This window comes from Enterobacter sp. JBIWA003 (assembly GCF_019968825.1).
In the GTDB taxonomy this organism is placed as follows: Bacteria; Pseudomonadota; Gammaproteobacteria; order Enterobacterales; family Enterobacteriaceae; genus Enterobacter; species Enterobacter quasiroggenkampii.
In genome coordinates, this window is record NZ_CP074170.1 from 321,735 (window position 1) to 343,617 (window position 21,883).

At 56.3% G+C, this 21,883-nt stretch carries 16 protein-coding genes and 1 pseudogene; 10 read left to right on the forward strand and 7 right to left on the reverse strand.

From position 1 onward, the window contains the following. The first annotated feature begins 27 nt into the window (after positions 1–27). Positions 28–1,332 (forward strand): isocitrate lyase, encoded by a 1,305-nt coding sequence (gene aceA, locus KGP25_RS01555; protein WP_008503407.1) that lies wholly within the window; start codon positions 28–30, stop codon positions 1,330–1,332. A gap of 51 nt (positions 1,333–1,383) precedes the next feature. Then, positions 1,384–3,120: a bifunctional isocitrate dehydrogenase kinase/phosphatase gene (gene aceK / locus KGP25_RS01560; protein WP_223539867.1), complete on the forward strand. Its 1,737-nt coding sequence runs from the start codon at positions 1,384–1,386 to the stop codon at positions 3,118–3,120. Positions 3,121–3,157: 37 nt separating this feature from the next. Here the strand turns inward: aceK and iclR are convergent, their stop codons facing one another. Then, positions 3,158–3,988: a glyoxylate bypass operon transcriptional repressor IclR gene (gene iclR / locus KGP25_RS01565; protein WP_126534939.1), complete on the reverse strand. Its 831-nt coding sequence runs from the start codon at positions 3,986–3,988 to the stop codon at positions 3,158–3,160. Between the two features lie 193 nt (positions 3,989–4,181). Between iclR and metH the strand changes: the two genes are divergently transcribed. Beyond that, complete coding sequence (gene metH, locus KGP25_RS01570) at positions 4,182–7,865, forward strand: methionine synthase (RefSeq protein ID WP_223539868.1); 3,684 nt, start codon at positions 4,182–4,184, stop codon at positions 7,863–7,865. 116 nt (positions 7,866–7,981) lie between these two features. Next, positions 7,982–9,613, forward strand: a complete 1,632-nt coding sequence (locus KGP25_RS01575) for a Na/Pi cotransporter family protein (protein ID WP_048226411.1) — start codon at positions 7,982–7,984, stop codon at positions 9,611–9,613. Here the strand turns inward: KGP25_RS01575 and KGP25_RS01580 are convergent. Then, positions 9,610–9,897, reverse strand: coding sequence for an addiction module antidote protein (locus KGP25_RS01580; RefSeq protein WP_021242718.1), 288 nt, complete (start codon positions 9,895–9,897; stop codon positions 9,610–9,612). The genes KGP25_RS01575 and KGP25_RS01580 overlap by 4 nt on opposite strands. A 6-nt stretch (positions 9,898–9,903) precedes the next feature. Further along, a pseudogene (locus tag KGP25_RS01585) lies at positions 9,904–10,206 on the reverse strand (type II toxin-antitoxin system RelE/ParE family toxin). A gap of 197 nt (positions 10,207–10,403) precedes the next feature. Here KGP25_RS01585 and rluF point away from each other — a divergent pair. Beyond that, positions 10,404–11,276 (forward strand): 23S rRNA pseudouridine(2604) synthase RluF, encoded by an 873-nt coding sequence (gene rluF, locus KGP25_RS01590; protein WP_023293552.1) that lies wholly within the window; start codon positions 10,404–10,406, stop codon positions 11,274–11,276. Here the strand turns inward: rluF and KGP25_RS01595 are convergent, their stop codons facing one another. From KGP25_RS01595 to rtcR, 3 genes are all read right to left on the reverse strand, one after another. Next, positions 11,277–11,549 (reverse strand): DUF3811 domain-containing protein, encoded by a 273-nt coding sequence (locus tag KGP25_RS01595; protein ID WP_014830263.1) that lies wholly within the window; start codon positions 11,547–11,549, stop codon positions 11,277–11,279. It abuts the gene before it with no gap. Between the two features lie 50 nt (positions 11,550–11,599). Next, positions 11,600–12,544: a ketopantoate/pantoate/pantothenate transporter PanS gene (gene panS, locus KGP25_RS01600; RefSeq protein WP_045909140.1), complete on the reverse strand. Its 945-nt coding sequence runs from the start codon at positions 12,542–12,544 to the stop codon at positions 11,600–11,602. A 105-nt stretch (positions 12,545–12,649) separates the two neighbouring features. After that, positions 12,650–14,224 (reverse strand): RNA repair transcriptional activator RtcR, encoded by a 1,575-nt coding sequence (rtcR, locus tag KGP25_RS01605; RefSeq protein ID WP_048030173.1) that lies wholly within the window; start codon positions 14,222–14,224, stop codon positions 12,650–12,652. Positions 14,225–14,665: 441 nt separating this feature from the next. On the opposite strand from rtcR, the gene KGP25_RS01610 reads away from it, so the two are divergent. The 3 genes from KGP25_RS01610 to KGP25_RS01620 are packed head-to-tail and all read left to right on the forward strand — an operon-like array spanning position 14,666 to position 17,817. Continuing rightward, on the forward strand, positions 14,666–15,793 hold the full coding sequence (locus KGP25_RS01610) for a slipin family protein (RefSeq protein WP_048030175.1): 1,128 nt from the start codon (positions 14,666–14,668) through the stop codon (positions 15,791–15,793). A 4-nt stretch (positions 15,794–15,797) separates the two neighbouring features. Continuing rightward, entirely contained in the window at positions 15,798–17,024 is a 1,227-nt protein-coding gene (locus tag KGP25_RS01615; protein WP_048030178.1) for an RtcB family protein, read from the forward strand. A gap of 4 nt (positions 17,025–17,028) precedes the next feature. Continuing rightward, positions 17,029–17,817 carry a nucleotidyltransferase domain-containing protein gene (locus KGP25_RS01620; protein ID WP_223539869.1) on the forward strand — a complete coding sequence of 263 codons (789 nt, stop codon included), beginning with the start codon at positions 17,029–17,031 and terminating at the stop codon, positions 17,815–17,817. 41 nt (positions 17,818–17,858) lie between these two features. Here KGP25_RS01620 and lysC read toward each other — a convergent pair whose 3' ends face one another. Beyond that, positions 17,859–19,208, reverse strand: a complete 1,350-nt coding sequence (lysC, locus tag KGP25_RS01625) for a lysine-sensitive aspartokinase 3 (RefSeq protein ID WP_045909145.1) — start codon at positions 19,206–19,208, stop codon at positions 17,859–17,861. A 374-nt stretch (positions 19,209–19,582) separates the two neighbouring features. Between lysC and pgi the strand changes: the two genes are divergently transcribed. Beyond that, a complete protein-coding gene (pgi, locus tag KGP25_RS01630) occupies positions 19,583–21,232 on the forward strand; it encodes a glucose-6-phosphate isomerase (RefSeq protein ID WP_045909146.1) in 1,650 nt (549 codons plus the stop codon). Between the two features lie 367 nt (positions 21,233–21,599). After that, complete coding sequence (yjbE, locus tag KGP25_RS01635) at positions 21,600–21,842, forward strand: exopolysaccharide production protein YjbE (RefSeq protein WP_008503423.1); 243 nt, start codon at positions 21,600–21,602, stop codon at positions 21,840–21,842. Positions 21,843–21,883 lie beyond the last annotated feature (41 nt).

Consider the following 21,883-nt stretch of genomic DNA (forward strand, 5'->3'; position numbering starts at 1 on the left):
CCACATAACAATATGGAGCATCTGCACATGAAAACCCGTACCCAACAAATCGAAGAATTAAAGAAAGAGTGGACACAACCTCGCTGGGAAGGCATCCGCCGTCCGTATAGCGCGGAGGACGTGGTGAAATTACGCGGCTCGGTCAATCCGGAATGCACGCTGGCGCAAAATGGCGCGGCTAAAATGTGGAAGCTGCTGCACGGTGGCTCTAAAAAGGGCTACATCAACAGCCTCGGCGCGCTGACCGGCGGTCAGGCGCTGCAGCAGGCGAAGGCCGGTATTGAGGCGATTTACCTCTCCGGCTGGCAGGTCGCGGCGGACGCCAACCTGGCCTCCAGCATGTACCCGGATCAGTCGCTCTATCCGGCTAACTCCGTGCCGTCGGTCGTGGATCGGATCAACAACACCTTCCGTCGAGCGGATCAGATCCAGTGGGCGGCGGGCATCGAACCTAACGATCCGCGCTTTATTGATTATTTCCTGCCGATCGTGGCGGATGCGGAAGCGGGCTTCGGCGGCGTGCTGAACGCCTTCGAGCTGATGAAATCGATGATTGAGGCCGGTGCAGCGGCCGTTCACTTCGAAGATCAGCTGGCGTCAGTGAAGAAGTGCGGACATATGGGCGGTAAGGTGCTGGTTCCCACACAGGAAGCGGTTCAGAAGCTGGTTGCCGCGCGTCTGGCTGCTGACGTGCTCGGCGTGCCGACGCTGGTCATTGCCCGTACCGATGCCGACGCGGCTGACCTGATCACCTCTGACTGCGATCCGTACGACAGCGAGTTCATTACCGGCGAGCGCACCAGTGAAGGTTTCTATCGTACACACGCGGGTATCGAGCAGGCGATCAGCCGCGGTCTGGCGTACGCGCCGTACGCGGATCTGGTCTGGTGTGAAACGTCCACGCCGGATCTGGCGCTGGCAAAACGCTTTGCTGATGCCATTCATGCGAAGTACCCGGGCAAACTACTGGCCTACAACTGCTCGCCGTCCTTCAACTGGCAGAAAAAGCTGGATGACAAAACGATCGCCAGCTTCCAGCAGCAGCTGTCCGACATGGGCTACAAATACCAGTTCATTACTCTGGCAGGCATCCACAGCATGTGGTTCAACATGTTCGACCTGGCGCACGCCTATGCGCAGGGTGAGGGCATGAAGCACTACGTTGAGAAGGTGCAGCAGCCAGAATTTGCGGCGGGCAAAGATGGTTATACCTTCGTCTCTCACCAGCAGGAAGTGGGCACCGGCTACTTTGATAATGTGACCACGATTATTCAGGGCGGCACCTCCTCCGTCACCGCCTTGACGGGTTCAACGGAAGAAGCACAGTTCTAATCTTTTCCCCCTCTCCCCCCTGGGGAGAGGGTTGGTGGTGAGGGGGAATATATGTCGCGTGGCCTGGAATTACTGATTGCCCAAACTATTTTGCAGGGCTTCGATGCCCAGTATGGTCGTTTTCTTGAAGTGACCTCCGGCGCGCAGCAGCGCTTCGAACACGCAGACTGGCATGCGGTTCAGCAGGCCATGAAGCAGCGTATCCATCTTTATGACCACCACGTGGGTCTGGTGGTGGAGCAGTTGCGCTGTATTACCGACGGTAAAAGTCCGGACGCGGAATTTTTACTGCGCGTAAAAGAGCATTACACCCATTTGTTACCCGACTACCCGCGCTTCGAGATTGCGGAGAGCTTTTTCAACTCCGTCTATTGCCGGTTATTTGACCACCGCTCATTATCTCCTGAGCGGTTATTTATCTTCAGTTCCCAGCCCGAGCGACGCTTTCGTACCATTCCGCGTCCGCTGGCGAAAGATTTCTTCCCCGATCGCGGATGGGAAAAGCTCCTGCACCGCGTGCTGACGGATCTGCCGCTGCGCCTGCCCTGGGAGAATAAAACCCGGGATATCGGGTATATCCACGCCCATCTCAACGAAACGTTCGGTGCAGAGGTGCTCAGCCACAGCCATTTGCAGGTGGCCAACGAGCTTTTCTACCGCAATAAAGCGGCCTGGCTGGTGGGCAAACTGGTTACACCGACGGCCATTGTGCCGTTTCTGCTGCCCATTCACCGCACCGACGGCGGGGAACTGTTTGTCGATACCTGCCTGACCACCAGCGCCGAGGCCAGCATCGTGTTTGGCTTCGCCCGTTCCTATTTTATGGTCTATGCCCCGTTACCTGCCGCGCTGGTGGAGTGGCTGCGCGAGATCCTGCCGGGCAAAACCACCGCCGAGCTGTATATGGCTATTGGCTGCCAGAAGCACGCTAAAACGGAAAGCTACCGGGAATACCTGCGTTATGTCACTACCGCTGATGAGCAGTTTATCGAAGCGCCCGGCATTCGCGGCATGGTGATGCTGGTGTTTACGCTGCCGGGCTTTGACCGGGTCTTTAAGGTGATTAAGGACAGATTCGCGCCGCAGAAAGAGATGACCGCCGCGCACGTCCGCGCCTGCTACCAGCTGGTTAAGGAGCATGACCGCGTCGGGCGCATGGCGGATACACAGGAATTCGAAAACTTTGTGCTGGATAAGCAGCAGATCGATCCGGCACTCATGGCGCTTTTACTGCACGAAGCACCTGCCAAAATCACCGATCTTGGTGACAAGATCGTCATTAGCCATCTCTACATTGAACGACGCATGGTGCCGCTGAATATCTGGCTGGAGCAGTCCGACGGTCAGGCTTTAAGAGATGCGATTGAAGAGTACGGCAACGCGATTCGCCAGCTTGCCGCCGCCAATATCTTCCCGGGCGATATGCTGTTTAAAAACTTCGGCGTCACCCGTCACGGTCGGGTGGTGTTCTACGATTACGACGAAATTTGCTACATGACCGAGGTAAACTTCCGCGATATTCCACCGCCCCGCTACCCGGAAGATGAGCTTTCCAGCGAGCCGTGGTACAGCGTTTCGCCGGGCGATGTGTTTCCCGAAGAGTTTCGCCACTGGCTGTGCGCCGATCCGCGCATCGGGCCGCTATTCGAAGAGATGCATGCCGATCTGTTTCGCGCCAGCTACTGGCGCGGACTGCAAACGCGGATCAAAAATGGGCATGTCGAAGATGTGTATGCATACCGCCGCAAGCAGCGGTTTTGCATCAGGTTTTCAGAGGGCATCATGTAGGCCGGGTAAGGCGAAGCCGCCACCCGGCAATGCATGCTTAACGAATCCCACCGTACGCCAGCGTCACCTCTTTCGCCGCCTTAATCACCAGCGCACCCAGTTCGGTTACGCGATCGTCGGTCATACGCGAAATCGGCCCGGAGATAGAGATGGCGGCAAACGGCTCGCGGTGCTCGTCAAAAATACAGGCTGCGATACAGCGCAGGCCGAGGGCGTGCTCCTCGTCGTCAAACGAATAGCCGCGCTTGCGGGTCAGGGCCAGATCTTCTTTCAGATGGACGGGCGACACCAGCGTGGCGTGGGTATAGGCGTGTAGCCCTTTACGGTGCAGCAGGCCTGTCACCTGTTCCTCGCTAAGCTGCGAGAGAAATGCTTTTCCCGCCCCGGACGCGTGCATCGGCAGCTTACCGCCAATCGGCGCGGACATGCGCATCAGCTGCGTGCACTGTACCTGGTCGATGATAATCGCCTGGTGATCGCTCTGGTCCAGCACCGCCAGATTCACGGTCTCGCCCGACTCTTCCATCAGCTTGCGCAGAATCGGGTGCACAATCGCCAGCAGGTTGCGGCTCTGCAGGAAGCTGCTGCCAACGATAAACGCATGCGCGCCCACAGCCCAGTGTCCCAGCTCGCCCACCTGGCGGACAAAACCCAGCTGCTGCATGGTGGTCAGCAGGCGGTGTGTTGTGGAGTTCGGCAGGCCAGCCTGCTGGGCCAGCTCCGTCAGGGCCACGCTGCTGTGCGACTCGGCTATCCACTCCAGCAGCTTCAGACCGCGCGTGAGCGATTGAACCTGTCCGCCCTGTTGTGCGGCGGCGGTGGTGGCAGCAGGTTTTCTGCCGCGTTTAGCGGGAACGGTCGCGACCATGACGATCTCCTTTTTCTGTATCGTGGAAATCATTTTCGTTTTATTTGGTGAATTTGCAACCGTTATCCTGACTGATCGGAGGAGTGATGGTGAACATGTCTCATGTTACCGCTGAGCGGCTTTTCCACCCTGCGAGATTGTGCCAGTATGGAACGCAGCCTTTTGGCCTTGTTGAGCGTTGTCGGGAGCAAGTGTGAGCAGCAAAGTAGAGCAACTGCGTGCGCAGTTAAATGAACGAATTCTGGTGCTGGACGGCGGCATGGGCACCATGATCCAGGGCTATCGCCTGAGTGAAGATGATTTCCGCGGCGAACGCTTTGCCGACTGGCCCTGCGACCTGAAAGGGAACAACGACCTGCTGGTGCTCAGCAAGCCGTCCGTTATTAAGGATATCCACAACGCCTACTTCGAAGCGGGTGCGGATATCGTTGAAACCAACACCTTTAACTCGACAACCATCGCCATGGCGGATTACCAGATGGAATCCCTGTCGGCGGAAATCAACTTTGAAGCCGCGAAGCTGGCGCGCGCCTGCGCCGACGAGTGGACGGCCCGCACGCCGGATAAGCCGCGCTACGTTGCCGGGGTGCTTGGCCCGACGAACCGCACCGCGTCGATTTCACCGGACGTCAACGACCCGGCGTTTCGTAATATCACCTTTGACCAGCTGGTTGCGGCCTACCGGGAATCGACCAAAGCGCTGGTGGAAGGTGGTTCCGATCTGATCCTGATTGAAACCGTCTTCGACACCCTCAACGCCAAAGCCGCAATTTACGCGGTGAAAGAGGAGTTCGAGGCGCTGGGCGTTGACCTGCCGATCATGATTTCCGGCACCATCACCGACGCCTCCGGCCGTACCCTGTCCGGCCAGACCACCGAAGCGTTTTATAACTCCCTGCGCCACGCCGACGCGCTCTCCTTCGGCCTGAACTGCGCGCTGGGCCCGGATGAACTGCGCCAGTACGTGCAGGAGCTATCGCGCATCGCGGAATGCTACGTCACCGCGCACCCGAACGCCGGTCTGCCAAATGCCTTCGGTGAATACGATCTGGATGCCGACACCATGGCGGCACAAATCCGCGAGTGGGCCGAGTCTGGCTTTCTGAACATCGTCGGCGGCTGCTGCGGCACCACGCCGGAGCACATCGCGGCCATGAGCAACGCCGTCGCCGGGCTGCCGCCGCGCAAGCTGCCCGAGCTGCCGGTTGCCTGTCGCCTCTCCGGCCTTGAGCCGTTGACCATTGGTGAAGACAGCCTGTTTGTGAACGTGGGTGAGCGTACGAACGTCACCGGTTCCGCGAAGTTTAAACGCCTGATCAAAGAAGAGAAGTACAGCGAAGCGCTGGACGTTGCCCGCCAGCAGGTGGAAAGCGGCGCGCAGATTATCGATATCAACATGGATGAGGGGATGCTCGACGCCGAAGCGGCGATGGTGCGTTTCCTCAACCTGATTGCCGGTGAGCCGGACATCGCCCGCGTGCCGATCATGATCGACTCCTCCAAATGGGACGTGATCGAGAAGGGGCTGAAGTGCATTCAGGGTAAAGGCATCGTCAACTCCATCTCCATGAAAGAGGGCGTTGATGTCTTCATCCACCACGCGAAGCAGGTCCGCCGCTACGGTGCCGCCGTGGTGGTGATGGCCTTCGACGAAGTGGGCCAGGCCGATACCCGCGCGCGTAAAATTGAGATTTGCCGCCGCGCGTACAAAATACTGACCGAAGAGGTGGGCTTCCCGCCGGAAGACATCATCTTTGATCCGAACATCTTCGCCGTGGCGACCGGAATCGAAGAGCACAATAACTACGCCCAGGACTTTATCGGCGCGTGCGAGGACATTAAGCGCGAACTGCCGCATGCCCTCATCTCCGGCGGCGTATCGAACGTCTCGTTCTCGTTCCGCGGTAACGACCCGGTGCGTGAAGCGATCCATGCCGTGTTCCTCTACTACGCCATCCGCAACGGGATGGACATGGGGATCGTTAACGCCGGCCAGCTGGCGATTTACGACGACCTGCCTGCCGAGCTGCGCGATGCCGTAGAGGACGTGATCCTTAACCGCCGCGACGACGCCACCGAACGGCTGCTGGACCTGGCGGAGAAATACCGCGGCAGCAAGTCGGATGACGCAGCCAACGTTCAGCAGGCCGAGTGGCGTGCCTGGGACGTGAAAAAGCGTCTGGAATATTCGCTGGTAAAAGGCATCACCGAGTTTATCGAGCAGGACACCGAAGAGGCGCGTCAGCAGTCAGCCCGCCCGATTGAAGTGATCGAAGGGCCGCTGATGGACGGCATGAACGTGGTGGGCGATCTGTTCGGTGAGGGCAAAATGTTCCTGCCGCAGGTGGTGAAATCCGCCCGCGTGATGAAGCAGGCCGTGGCGTACCTGGAGCCGTTTATCGAGGCCAGCAAAGAGAAAGGCTCCAGCAACGGCAAGATGGTCATCGCCACCGTCAAGGGCGACGTGCACGACATCGGCAAGAATATCGTCGGCGTGGTGCTGCAGTGTAATAACTACGAGATTATCGACCTCGGCGTGATGGTCCCGGCGGATAAAATCCTCAAGACCGCGCGCGAAGTGAATGCCGATTTGATTGGCCTCTCCGGGCTGATCACCCCGTCGCTGGACGAGATGGTTAACGTGGCGAAGGAGATGGAGCGTCAGGGCTTCACCATTCCGCTGCTGATTGGCGGCGCGACCACTTCTAAAGCGCACACGGCAGTGAAAATCGAGCAGAACTACAGCGGGCCGACGGTGTACGTGCAGAACGCCTCGCGTACGGTGGGCGTGGTCTCCGCGCTGCTCTCTGACACCCAGCGCGACGAGTTTGTTGAGCGCACCCGCAAAGAGTACGAAACCGTTCGCATCCAGCACGGGCGCAAGAAACCGCGTACCCCGCCAGTTTCACTCCAGGCGGCACGCGATAACGATCTGGCGTTTGACTGGTCGAGCTATACGCCGCCGGTCGCGCACCGCCTGGGCGTTCAGGAGGTCAGCGCCAGCATTGAAACGCTGCGCAACTACATCGACTGGACGCCGTTCTTTATGACCTGGTCGCTCGCGGGCAAATATCCCCGCATCCTGGAAGATGAGGTGGTAGGTGAGGAGGCGAAACGCCTGTTTAAAGATGCTAACGACATGCTCGACAGGCTGAGTGCGGAGAAAACCCTTAACCCGCGCGGCGTCGTGGGCCTGTTCCCGGCTAACCGTGTGGGTGACGACATCGAAATTTACCGCGATGAAACTCGCACCCACATACTGGCGGTCAGCCGCCATCTGCGTCAGCAAACCGAGAAAGTGGGCTTTGCCAACTACTGCCTGGCCGATTTTGTCGCGCCGAAGCTGAGCGGTAAAGCCGACTATATTGGCGCCTTTGCCGTGACCGGCGGTCTGGAAGAAGATGCGCTGGCGGACGCGTTCGAAGCGCAGCACGACGATTACAATAAAATCATGGTGAAAGCGATCGCCGACAGACTGGCGGAAGCCTTCGCCGAGTACCTGCACGAGCGCGTGCGTAAGGTGCACTGGGGCTACGCGGCGAATGAAAACCTCAGCAACGAGGAGCTGATCCGCGAAAACTACCAGGGGATTCGTCCGGCACCGGGCTATCCGGCCTGCCCGGAGCACACCGAAAAGGGCACGATCTGGCAACTGCTGGACGTCGAAGCCCATACCGGGATGAAGCTCACCGAGTCGTTCGCCATGTGGCCGGGTGCGTCAGTTTCAGGCTGGTACTTCAGTCATCCGGACAGCAAGTACTTTGCCGTGGCGCAGCTGCAGCGCGATCAGATTGAAGATTACGCCCTGCGCAAAGGCATGAGCGTGTCAGAAGTGGAGCGCTGGCTGGCCCCGAACTTAGGCTACGACGCAGACTAACGTCACTTTTCCTTACAACAAACAGGGCACCTCAAGGGTGCCTTGTCTCTTTCTTACGCTTAACCCCTTATACTAAACCTATGGAAAACGAATAATGATAAGGAGGAAAACCTTCCGTGCTGACCCTGTTACATCTGCTCTCTGCAGTTGCACTGCTCGTATGGGGCACCCATATCGTCCGTACCGGCGTGATGCGCGTTTTTGGCGCCCGTTTACGTACTGTTCTCAGCAGCAGCGTTGAGAAGAAGCCGCTCGCCTTCTGCGCGGGCATTGGCGTAACGGCACTGGTTCAGAGCAGCAACGCCACAACTCTGCTTGTCACCTCCTTTGTGGCGCAGGATCTGGTGGCGCTGGCCCCGGCGCTGGTCATTGTGCTTGGGGCTGATGTGGGTACCGCGCTGATGGCGCGTATCCTGACGTTTGACCTCTCCTGGCTGTCGCCGCTGCTGATTTTTGTCGGCGTCATCTTCTTCCTCGGCCGCAAACAGACGCGGGCCGGCCAGCTTGGACGCGTGGGCATTGGCCTGGGGCTGATTCTGCTGGCGCTGGAGCTGATTGTGCAGGCGGTCACCCCGATTACCGAGGCCAACGGCGTTCAGGTCATCTTCGCTTCCCTGACCGGGGACATCATGCTCGACGCGCTGATTGGCGCGGTGTTTGCCATCGTCAGCTACTCCAGCCTGGCCGCCGTGCTGCTGACGGCCACGCTCACCGCCGCCGGGGCGATCTCCTTCCCGGTCGCGCTGTGTCTGGTGATCGGTGCCAACCTCGGCTCTGGCCTGCTGGCGATGCTCAATAACAGCGCCGCCAACGCTGCCGCCCGCCGCGTGGCACTCGGTAGCCTGCTGTTTAAGCTGGTGGGCAGCCTGATTATCCTGCCCTTTATCCATCCGCTGGCGAACCTGATGGACAACCTCCCGCTGCCGAAAGCGGAGCTGGTGATCTATTTCCACGTGTTCTACAACCTGGTGCGCTGCCTGGCGATGATCCCTTTTGCCGGGTCGATGGCCCGCTTCTGCGAACGACTCATTCAGGACGAACCGGAGCTGGATGCGCGCCTGAAGCCGAAGCACCTGGATACCTCCGCGCTGGACACCCCGGCGCTGGCGCTGGCGAATGCCGCACGCGAGACACTGCGCATGGGCGACGCGATGGAGACCATGCTCGAAGGCCTGCAAAAGGTAATGCACGGCGAGCCGCGGGAGGAGAAAGAGCTGCGCAGACTGGCGGACGATATCAACGTGCTCTATACCGCCATTAAGCTCTACCTGGCGCGCATGCCGCAGGACGAGCTGGCGGAGGAGGAGTCCCGCCGCTGGGCGGAAATCATTGAGATGTCGCTCAACCTTGAGCAGGCCTCCGATATCGTTGAGCGCATGGGCAGCGAGATCGCCGATAAATCGCTGGCCGCACGCCGGGCGTTCTCCGTTGAAGGCCTGAAGGAGCTGGAAGCGCTGCACGAGCAGCTGGTCAGTAACCTGAAGCTGGCGATGCTGGTCTTCTTTTCCAGCGACGTCCCGAGCGCGCGCCGCCTGCGCCGTAACAAGCATCGATTCCGCATTCTTAACCGCCGCTACTCGCACGCCCACGTTGAGCGTCTGCATCAGCAAAACGTGCAAAGTATCGAGACCAGCTCACTCCACCTGGGACTGCTGGGTGATATGAAGCGCCTTAACTCGTTGTTCTGTGCGGTGGCCTACAGCGTGATGGAACAGCCGGATGAAGATGACCAGCGGGATGAGTATTAATCCCCGGCGTGTTTGAGTGTTAGCCCAAAACCCAATGCTTTCATGACCGCGAGCGTGGTTTTGAGCGTTGGGTTTCCTTTATCACTGAATGACCGATAAAGCTGCTCACGTGATAAACCGGTTTGCTGTGAAATGTTCGACATGCCTTTGGCTCGCGCGACAACACCAAGGGCTTTAGCGATATATGTCGAGTCGCCTGTTTCTAGTGCATCAGCGATAAACACGGCGATTTCCTCGTCATCCACCAACGCGTTGGCGGGATCGTAAGGTGTTAATTTATGCATGCTCATTCACTCCTGCCATTGGGATACATTGCTCAGCATTTTTGCCATCAGTATGTCTCTGGCCTGGCTGCTTTTGTCACCACCACATAACAGCACGATGATGTAATTGCCCTGGTCTTTAAAATAGATTCTGTAGCCCGGACCAAAGTGGATCCTTAGCTCACTTATACCTTCTCCCACGGGTTTAACGTCGCCCGCTAAGCCATTTGCCAACCGAAAGAGGCGGGAAGCGATAATGGTCTTCGCTCGTCGATCTTTTAAGTTTTACTCCCAGCGTCGGAAGGATTCTGTCTGAACAATCTCCTTCATATTACTCCCTGTGATTTATAAACTACAAACACTTCTCCATGGAGAGTAAAACTAAAAGGCTTGAACACATGGGTAAATGACAGGACGCAAAATCCTGAAAGCGTCTCGCAAACTTAAAAACCCGTCTCAGTTACCGTCGGCTAATCTTTTTTTCCAGTCCATACCTAAGGTATATTTCGCCCTTCACAGGAGAAACTATGCTGCCAACTCAATCAACCCGATTAAACAAATACATTAGCGAGAGCGGGATCTGCTCACGTCGCGAGGCGGACCGTTACATTGAACAAGGTAATGTGTTCCTCAACGGCAAACGCGCCACGATTGGTGACCAGGTGATGCCTGGCGACGTGGTTAAAGTGAATGGTCAGCTCATCGAACCGCGTGATGCCGAAGACCTGGTGTTTATCGCGTTGAACAAACCGGTTGGGATTGTCAGCACCACGGAAGATGGCGAGCGGGACAACATCGTTGATTTCGTGAACCACAGCAGCCGTATCTTTCCGATTGGCCGTCTGGATAAAGACTCTCAGGGGCTGATTTTCCTCACCAACCACGGCGATCTGGTCAACAAGATCCTGCGTGCCGGTAACGATCACGAGAAAGAGTACATTGTGACGGTAAATAAGCCGGTCACGGACGACTTTATTCGCGGTATGGGCGCCGGTGTGCCGATCCTGGGTACCGTTACGAAAAAGTGTAAGGTGAAGAAAGAAGCGCCGTTCGCGTTCCGTATTACCCTTGTGCAGGGCTTAAACCGCCAGATCCGCCGCATGTGCGAATACTTCGGTTATGAAGTGACGAAGCTAGAGCGCACGCGCATCATGAACGTCAGCCTGACTGGCATTCCGCTGGGCGAATGGCGCGACTTAACGGACGACGAACTGATCGAGCTGTTCAAGCTTATCGAGAACTCCTCGTCCGAAGCGAAGCCGAAGGCCAAAGCAAAACCGAAAACCCAGGCGATTAAACGTCCGGTCGTGAAGGCACCGCAGGCGGAAGAGAAAGGACGCGGCAAACCGGGCAACGGGAAGCGATTTACCCAGCCTGGCCGTAAAAAGAAAGGGCGCTAGCTAGCGCCTTCCACGGGTAGAGGTATTGGCCGACCAGGAAAAGGTCGTTTCGGTATCCGGCTTGTAAGCCTGCTGCTTTTTCAGTTTGCGGGCTTTTTTCGCCTCGGCGTCACGCTGCGCCATCAGTTTGTCGATGTACTCTTTTTTCACCTGATTGGTTTCGGCGTTGGTCAGCGTACGGCCATGCGCGATGCGGGCGCGGTCGAGAAGCGTTTTCAGTTCGCGCTGCTCGGCTTCCGTCATGTCTTTCTGGGTCAAACGTGGTGTCGCCATTGCTGAAGCCTCCTGAGAGAGAGGCTTCAGTGTAAAGCAAGCTGAGTCAATTAACCCTGCTTCACCGCATCTTTTTTCGTTTGTTCCTCAATCGGTTTGCCGGACCAGTAGCCCGCCAGCAGCGAGCCGGAGAGGTTGTGCCAGACTGAGAACAGCGCACCCGGCAGGGCCGCCAGCGGCGAGAAGTAGATTTTACCGAGCGCCGCCGCCAGGCCGGAGTTCTGCATCCCTACCTCGATTGCCAGCGTGCGGCAGGTCGATTCGTCGAAGCCAAACAGTTTCCCGCCCCAGTAGCCGCCCAGCAGGCCAATGGTGTTATGCAGCACCACCGCGACGATCACCACAAAGCCTACGGAAGCAATGTGCGAGGCGGAGCCCGCCACCACGGCGCTGATGATGGCCAGAATACAGACCATCGAAAATGCGGGCAGGTATGGCTCAACGGCCTTCACCACGCGCGGGAAAAGATGATGAATGACCAGCCCCAGCGCAATCGGGATCACCACGATTTGCAGAATGCTCAGCAGCATGCCCATCACGTCCACCTGAATATGTGCATCTACGTACAGGCGGGTTAACAGCGGCGTGGCAATCACGCCCACCAGCGTGGAGACGGACGAGATAGTGACGGAGAGCGCCACGTCGCCTTTCGCCAGATAGATCATGACGTTGGACGCCGTGCCGCTGGCCACGCTGCCCACCAGCACCATCCCGGCGGAAAGGTCGGGCGGCATCTTAAAGGCCATCGCCAGCAGCCACGCCGCGAGCGGCATCACCAGGTAGTGCAGAAATATTCCTGCCGCGACGGGCGCAGGGCGAGACAGCACGCGTTTGAAGTCGTCGACTTTCAGATGCACGCCCATACCGAACATGATCAGCATCAGCAGCGTGGTGACCCACGGACCAATACCGGTGAACGTGGTGGGCGTGTAATACGCGAGTACGGAGAGCAGCAGCGCCCATAACGGGAACAGCCGCGTAATAGCGGATAACATAATGATTTCCTTGCGATGAATGTTGTATGTGTTTGTTATAAAAAGCCGGGATCGAGCCCGGCTATAGTTATTGTTTATCGCGTAAGGAAGTAATATTCAAATGAATTATGACCGGATGCTTTCCCAGCTCAGACTAAAGCGAGCCAGATATTTGCGCAGTCGGTCGGCGTCGTTAGGATTGGCTTTTTTGAGCCGTGAAACGGCAAACAGCTCACGTCCGGCTTCAGACAACGATGCGCTGCGGCGACATACCTCCAGCACCGTTTCAAGTTGCCGCTGGTCAAAGAGGTCAATCTCCATGTCAGTTGCAGGCTGCGTCACGTCAGTTTGCCAGTCGGTCTGAAGACGTGAGATCTCCTCCAGCACCAGATCCTGAGTAATACGCCCTCGTTCCGCCAGCGTCGCCATGCGTGCGACGCTGGCGCTCAGTTCGCGAAAGTTGCCCCGCCACAGCGCCCTGCTGGAACAGGCAAAGGCCAGATAGCCTTCGCGCGCCTCTTTATCGAAGCGGATTTGCGTCTGGCTTTCACGAGAGAAACGTTGAAGTTCGTAGTCGACATTCGGCGTGATGTCCTCTTTCCGTTGGGCAAGGCCGGGCAAGGCAAAGCTCCACATATTAATACGGGCATAGAGATCTTCACGAAAACGTCCCTCTGCCACCCACTGGCGCATATCACGGTGGGTTCCGGCGATAAGTTGAAAATCGCTGTGAACTTCTTTATCGGAGCCAAACGGGAAAAAAGTTTTCTCTTCAATGGCTTTGAGCAGCATCGCCTGTTCATCCAGGCCTAGTTCGGCAATCTCGTCGAGGAAAAGGACGCCGCCATCGGCTTCACGCAGCAGGCCGCTGCGCGCCGACAGTGCGCCGGTAAAGGCTCCTTTCACATGGCCGAACAGCGTGGACATGGCGTTATCACCGCGCAGGGTCGCGCAGTTGACGGAAACCAGCTTGCCGGAAACTTGATGGCGTGACTGCTTAAGCTGATAAATGCGGTTCGCGAGGAACGACTTGCCCGCGCCGGTGGGGCCAGTCAGCAGGATCGGGGCTGTTGAACGTAGCGCCACGCGTTCAATCTTGTCGATAAGAGTGTTAAAGGTGGCATTTCGCGTATCAATGCCCGCTTTCAGAAATGAGATTGACTGCTGCTGCTCGCGCTGAAAACGGTTGGTAAGGGTTGTGTAGCGGCTTAAATCCAGGTCGATAATTGAGTAAGTTCCGGCTGCAGTCTCCTCAGCAGAGGCTTCTTTTCTGGCAGGGCCAGTCTGCAAAAGGCTGGCGGGAAGATAACGGGCTTCCGTCAGCAGGAACCAGCAGATCTGCGCCACATGCGTGCCGGTGGTGATATGGACGAAATACTCTTCGTGATCGGTATCAAACGTGTACTGGGTGGCGAAATCGAGAAACGCGGCATAAACCTCTTCGAAATCCCACGGGTCTTCAATGATTACCGTGCTGGGACGCACCTCGGTGTGGGGGGAAACCAGCACAATATCTTCCGCCAGTTGCTGAGCCATGCCGAGATCTCGCGGTTGATGTAGCAGCTCCAGCCTGTCGACCGGGAAATCCGGCTGTTGGCACAGCCCGACGGTCGGTCGCCATTTGCGAAAGCGATTAGCCCGCTTTCCCCGTTTATCCATCACGGTGCCAAGCACCCCGATTACCACCTTCCGCTTCTTCATGTTTATCCAGAAAGATAATTGTCGATATAACAGGATAAAAAATGTTGAGCCGAACGGCAATGAATGAAAAGTGTGATAAATAAAAACCATTAATTATCAATGAAATAAAAAAATAAAACGGCAATTTTTGTTTTTGGCACGCTTCTGGCAATACAGATAACGTCACGACGTTGAGCACACTGGGGGTTAAGGCCCCGTCGGCGCACCAGGAACGGCAAGGCTGTTTTCCGGGGGCGTTCCGTCAACCAATGACAGACAGAAGGGTTCGATTCCCGATTCATTCTCCCAATGAAAACTGGTTGTAAACATCAAAGTAAAAACGGGGATTGCGCAGTCAGCAATCCCAATGAAGGTCGCCGGTAATGGCGCCGGATCGCAGGCGAAAAGGCATTCCCCTGTGATTTCGTGCCTGCACCCGCGCCTGACTTTAAGGAATATAAAATGGCTAAAAAAATCACGATAAAAAAAGGTCAGTTAGGACTGGTAGCAAAAGCTGGCGATTATTACCGGGTACTGGAGGCGGGTGAACACCGTCTGGGTTGGTTCAATACTGACGACGTGCTGGTGGTGAGCCAGGACGGCAGCGAGGTGCCGGGTGCGCTGGCGGATTATCTGCGCCGCTTTCAGCCTGACTGGGTGGCACGTTACTGCCTGGCGGTTGATCTTACTGCGGATGAAATCGGGGTGTTATCGAACAACGGCGTATTGCAGGAGATTGTGCCGCCTTGTACACGTCGTCTGTACTGGCAGCAGGATGCGGCGTTGAGCCTGCGAAGAATTGATACCCGTGATGTGCGGGTGCCGGAGGACGTGATGAATGCTGCTCTGCAGCCGCGTCGCAATGGCGCGGTAAAAGGGCGTGACGCGATGCTGGTCGTACAGGTACCTGCCTGGCACGTCGGGGTGGTGAAAATCGACGGAGAAATTCAGGCACTGTTACCGCCGGGACTGACGGCTTACTGGAAAATTAACCATCTGGTTGAGGCAGAGGTAGTGGATACGCGCCTTCAGGTGGTGGAAGTGAGCGGGCAGGAGATCCTGACGAAGGACAAAGTTAACCTGCGCCTGAACCTGGCGGCTAACTGGCGCTACAGCGACGTGCTGCAGGCCTGCGGACAGCTTACGAAACCGCTGGAACATTTGTACCGCGAACTCCAGTTCGCACTGCGTGAAGCGGTCGGCACCCGCACTCTCGATGAGTTACTGGAAGATAAGCAGATCATTGACGAGGTGGTCAGCAAACAGGTGCAAGGCCGCCTGTCATCCTTTGGAATGGAAATTGCGTCGCTTGGGGTAAAAGATATTGTTTTACCTGGTGATATGAAAACGATTTTATCCCGTCTGGTAGAGGCCGAAAAAGCGGCCCAGGCGAATGTTATTCGCCGACGTGAAGAAACGGCGGCGACACGATCGCTGTTAAACACCGCAAAGGTGATGGAAAACAACCCGGTGGCGCTGCGTTTAAAAGAGCTGGAAACCCTGGAAAGGGTCGCGGAGCGTATCGACAAAATTTCAGTATTTGGTGGCCTGGACCAGGTATTACACGGCCTTGTTAACCTGAAAGGATAACGCAATGCAACAGAATGATTTTGAATTACTGACAGCGCCATACGGCGCCCCGATCAAAATGTGGACTCACGGTGTGCCCGTGGAACCAGAGGCACAGGCGCAGTTACTGAATACCGCAAAGATGCCGTTTATTTTCAAACACCTTGCGGTGATGCCCGACGTTCACCTCGGCAAAGGCTCAACCATTGGCAGCGTGATCCCGACCAAAGGGGCAATTATTCCTGCGGCGGTTGGCGTAGATATTGGCTGCGGGATGATTGCCGTTCGCACGTCGCTGGTGGCCGGTGATTTGCCGGATAATCTCAGCGGTTTACGTAGCGCCATTGAACAGGCAGTACCGCATGGGAGAACCAATACCCGTTCTCGACGGGATAAAGGCGCGTGGGAAACGCCACCGAAAGAAGTGGACGATCGCTGGTGGGCGCTGGCCCCACGTTTTAAACAACTCACGGATAAATACCCGCAGTTGCGGAAAACCAACAACTACCAGCATCTGGGCACGCTGGGTACCGGAAACCACTTTATTGAAATTTGTCTCGATGAGCAGCAGCGCGTCTGGGTGATGTTGCACAGCGGCTCGCGCGGCGTAGGAAACGCCATTGGTAATGTGTTTATCGCCCTGGCACAGCAGGATATGCAGCATCACCTGGGACATCTGCCGGATAAAAATCTGGCCTATTTTCAGGAGGGGAGTCGTCACTATGAGGACTACATCGAGGCGGTGGAGTGGGCGCAGGATTTTGCCCGCCACAATCGGGAAGTGATGATGTCGCGCGTGCTGGCGGCGCTCTCTCGCGAAGTGACTAAGCCCTTTATTACGCAGCAGGAGGCGGTTAACTGCCATCATAACTATGTGCAGAAAGAGCATCACTTTGGGGAAGAGGTACTGATCACGCGCAAAGGTGCGGTGTCGGCGCAGAAAGGGCAAATGGGGATTATTCCGGGCTCAATGGGCGCAAAGAGCTTCATCGTGCGTGGCCTCGGCAACGAGCAAAGCTTCTGTTCCTGCAGCCACGGCGCTGGGCGAGTGATGAGCCGAACGGCGGCAAAAAAACGCTATACCCTTAGCGACCATATTCAGGCGACCTCTCACGTAGAGTGTCGCAAAGACAATGAGGTGATCGATGAAACGCCGATGGCCTATAAAGACATTGACGCCGTGATGGCCGCGCAATCGTCGCTGGTGGAGATCGTTCACACCCTGCGTCAGGTAGTGTGTGTAAAAGGATAAAAAAATGAGCAACAACGATGTTGATAGCGCGATGCGCGCACGAGTCTGCGCGCAACTTCGCGATATAGAGCAGCGCTATAACGTGCGCGTGCTCTACGCCTGTGAATCGGACAGCCGGGGATGGGGATTTGCCTCACCGGATAGCGATTATGATGTGCGGTTTTTGTACGTTCACCGCCCAGAATGGTATCTGCGCGTCGAAGCCCAACGGGATGTGATCGAGCTGCCGATAGATGATGAACTGGACGTATGTGGCTGGGAATGGCGCAAGGCACTGGGCCTGCTGAAGGGGGCAAACCCGACGCTTATCGAGTGGCTGGATTCCCCTGTTGTTTATCAGGAGGATGAGACGGTAGTGGCCGAGTTGCGCGCGCTGATACCCGCGTGGTTCTCACCATTGCGCGCCCGCTGGCATTACTACTCGATGGCCCGAAAAAACTTCCATGAATATTTACAGGGGGAAACGGTTCGGCTGAAAAAGTACTTTTATGTTCTGCGCCCTTTGCTGGCGGCGCGGTGGGTAGAAGCGGGGAAAGGCGTTCCACCGATGCGTTTTACCGAACTGCTTGCCGGGAGCGAACTGTGTGCGCCGTTACGTGCGGAAATCGATGCATTGCTGGAAATAAAACAGCGCGCAGATGAAGCGGAATATGGTCCTAAACGGCCATTACTCCACGCTTTTTTGCAAAATGAGCTGGTGAGAGGAGAAGTACCGCCGGTACTACCCGACAGCAGAGAAGGAAATTTAAAAGATCTGGATTCGTTGCTGATGAGAACAGTAATGAAAAGCTAAAGAATGGCCCGGTAGTGAAAATGCCCGGGCCATTCTTGCGCTTATTCAAACAAATTCTGATGAAGCTTCTGCACCACCTGCTCGGCCTGATCGGCTGGCACCAGGAAGCAGAGGTTATAGCTGGACGCACCGTAGCAAATCATGCGGATGTTGAACGGGTCGAGCACGCCAAACACCTCTTTGCCCACGCCGCAGGCGCGTGACAGCTTGTTACCGATGATGGCAACCAGCGCCAGGTCTTCTTCGACTTCCACGCGGCACAGCTCAGACAGCTCAATCAGCAGCGACTGCGTCAGCAGGGTATCACCGGTTGAGGTAGAACCGGTGGTGTCCAGCGTCAGCGCAATGCTCACTTCAGAGGTGGTGATCAGATCCACGGAGATATTGTGGCGCGCCAGAATGCCAAACACTTCCGCCAGGAAACCGCGGGAGTGCAGCATATTGTGGCTGTGCAGCGTCACCAGCGTCTGGCGACGGCGCAGGGCCAGGGCGCGGAACAGCGGCGGGTTTTCCGTTTTCTTGCAGACCAGCGTCCCGCCCGCTTTCGGATCTTTACTCGAGCCGACGAAGACCGGAATATCGCTGCGTACGGCTGGCAGCAGCGTTGCCGGATGTAGCACTTTCGCACCGAAGGTGGCCATTTCAGCCGCTTCTTCAAACGCGATCACATCAATACGTTTCGCCGCAGAAACGACGCGCGGGTCGGTAGTGTAAATACCCGGAACGTCAGTCCAGATATCGACGCGCGTGGCATGCAGGGCCTCGCCCAGCAGCGCGGCGGTGTAGTCGCTGCCGCCACGGCCAAGCGTGGTGGTGCGGCCCTTCGCTTCACTGCCGATAAAGCCCTGGGTGATCACGATGCCGTCTGCCAGACGCGGGGCAAGCTGCTGATTGGTCAGCTCGGCCAGTGCTTCAACGTCCGGCTCGGCGCGACCAAAGCGGTCGCTGGTGCGCATCACTTTACGCACGTCAAACCACTGCGCCTGAATGTTACGCTCGCGCATGATTTCAACAAACAGCAGGGTGGACATCAGCTCACCGTGGCTGACCAGCTCGTCGGTCAGGGCGGTGGAGGTGGCCAGCGAGGCGGCTTCTGCCAGGGTGGTGATGTTTTCCAGCAGACGTTCCACTTCCTCGCGGATGACGTTCGGGTTCTGCAGACGCTCAAGAATGTCGAACTGAATTTTGCGCAGTGCATCCAGCTTCACGAAACGTTCTGTCGCTTCCAGTCCTTCAGACAGAGAAACCAGCAGGTTCGTCACGCCGGCAGAGGCAGACAGCACCACCAGGCGGGTATTCGGATCGGCCAGCACCACATCGGCGCTGCGGTTCATGGCATCGTAATCGGCCACACTGGTGCCGCCAAATTTGGCGACCACAAAACTCGTCATAACAACCTCGTGTCAGGGAATGAATAAGCGACCTTGGCACAAGAGTGAAACGAAAACAGGTGCAGGCGCAAAATACGGCCCTATAAATAAAATGCGGGGGAGGTCCTGTCAATGCTGGGATTATGCGGATTTTTTATGGGGGGGTACCCCTGAGAAACAGGACTTATAACAGGGCCAGATTTTATGCTCCGTTTTAGGGCATTTTGACCGACATTTCACCGCTCCTGGAAGGCGCTTCAGCAGCTATACTTTTCGGGTCTTTTCACCTGTGTTTGATGCAGGCCAGGGCAATGGCATAAAAACCATCACAATTTTTATTTGCAGGCGCTACAATCGACCGCAGTCACAATTCTCAAATCAGAAGAGTATTGCTAATGAAAAACATCAACCCAACGCAGACCGCTGCCTGGCAGGCACTCCAGAAACATTTTGATGAAATGAAAGACGTCACCATCGCGGATCTGTTCGCGAAAGATGCCGATCGTTTCAACAAGTTCTCCGCGACTTTCGACGACCTGATGCTGGTGGATTTCTCTAAAAACCGCATTACCGAAGAGACGCTGGCAAAACTGCAGGATCTGGCGAAAGAAACCGAGCTGGCGGACGCCATCAAATCCATGTTCTCCGGTGAGAAGATCAACCGCACCGAAGACCGTGCCGTGCTGCACGTCGCTCTGCGTAACCGTAGCAATACGCCAATCATCGTTGATGGCAAAGACGTCATGCCGGAAGTGAACGCGGTGCTGGAAAAGATGAAAACCTTCTCCGAAGCGATCATCTCCGGTAGCTGGAAAGGCTACACCGGCAAAGCGATCACCGACGTGGTAAACATCGGTATCGGCGGTTCTGACCTCGGCCCGTTCATGGTGACCGAAGCGCTGCGTCCGTACAAAAACCACCTCAATATGCACTTTGTGTCTAACGTCGACGGTACCCACATCGCCGAAGTGCTGAAGAACGTGAACCCGGAAACCACCCTGTTCCTGGTTGCGTCTAAAACCTTTACCACCCAGGAAACCATGACCAACGCCCACAGCGCGCGCGACTGGTTCCTGAAAACCGCGGGCGACAACAAGCACGTGGCGAAACACTTCGCGGCGCTGTCTACCAACGGTAAAGCCGTCAGCGAGTTCGGTATCGACACCGCGAACATGTTCGAGTTCTGGGACTGGGTTGGTGGCCGCTACTCTCTGTGGTCTGCAATTGGCCTGTCTATCATCCTGTCCGTGGGCTTCGACAACTTCGTTGAGCTGCTCTCCGGCGCGCACGCGATGGACAAACACTTCTCCACCACCGCACCAGAGAAAAACCTGCCGGTACTGCTGGCGCTGATCGGGATCTGGTACAACAACTTCTTCGGCGCTGAAACCGAAGCGATCCTGCCGTACGACCAGTATATGCACCGCTTTGCTGCGTACTTCCAGCAGGGCAACATGGAATCCAACGGTAAATACGTTGACCGTAATGGCAACGCGGTGGACTACCAGACTGGCCCAATCATCTGGGGCGAGCCGGGTACTAACGGCCAGCATGCTTTCTACCAGCTGATTCACCAGGGCACCAAAATGGTACCGTGCGATTTCATCGCGCCGGCTATCACCCATAACCCGCTGTCCGATCACCATCCGAAGCTGCTGTCCAACTTCTTCGCCCAGACCGAAGCGCTGGCGTTCGGTAAATCCCGCGAGGTGGTAGAGCAGGAATACCGCGACCAGGGTAAAGATCCGGCCACGCTGGACCACGTGGTGCCGTTCAAAGTATTCGAAGGCAACCGTCCAACCAACTCCATCCTGCTGCGCGAAATCACGCCGTTCAGCCTGGGTGCGCTGATTGCTCTGTACGAGCACAAAATCTTCACGCAGGGCGCGATCCTGAACATCTTCACCTTTGACCAGTGGGGCGTTGAGCTGGGCAAACAGCTGGCAAACCGTATTCTGCCAGAGCTGGGTGATGATAAAGCGATTACCAGCCATGACAGCTCGACCAATGGTTTGATCAACCGTTATAAAGCATGGCGTGCGTAATTAAAATGTCATGAAAACGTGCCGGCTTAATGCCGGCATTTTTTTATCGGATAATTCCTGATGTCTGTTAGTTAACTCAAATTCTGGTTCTGAGTTTAATCCGAAAAAGACGCTTAACCCGTTAATTGCTGCGGTTTATTTTAAGAAAATACGCAGAAGTCAGTTAATGTCTCTATATTATAACTTGTTGATTTTTATTGATTATATATTTATCTGTTTTTTCTTTCATTTCGATTTTATCCATTAGTCCGAAAACCCTCTCCCTATTTCCCCTTACGGCAAACCCACGGCAGTAGTTGTGTATACTCGATTCCGCCTGAAATTCTTTTCGGGCAAATCTCCATTCATTCATTGAAGGGAAATTGTTATGAAGAAAGTACTGTATGGCATTTTTGCCATATCTGCGCTTGCGGCGACATCTGTCTATGCAGCTCCGGTTCAGGTCGGGGAAGCGGCAGGGTCGGCTGCGACGTCTGCGTCTGCGGGGAGTTCTACCGCAGCCAGCGCCAGCACCGTAAGTTCAGCCGTGGGTGTCGCGCTGGCGGCAACCGGTGGCGGTGATGGCTCCAACACCGGAACCACGACCACCACGACAACCAGCACCCAGTAATAGCGGGTGTTTTAATCATAACCACACTTCGGTGTGGTTAT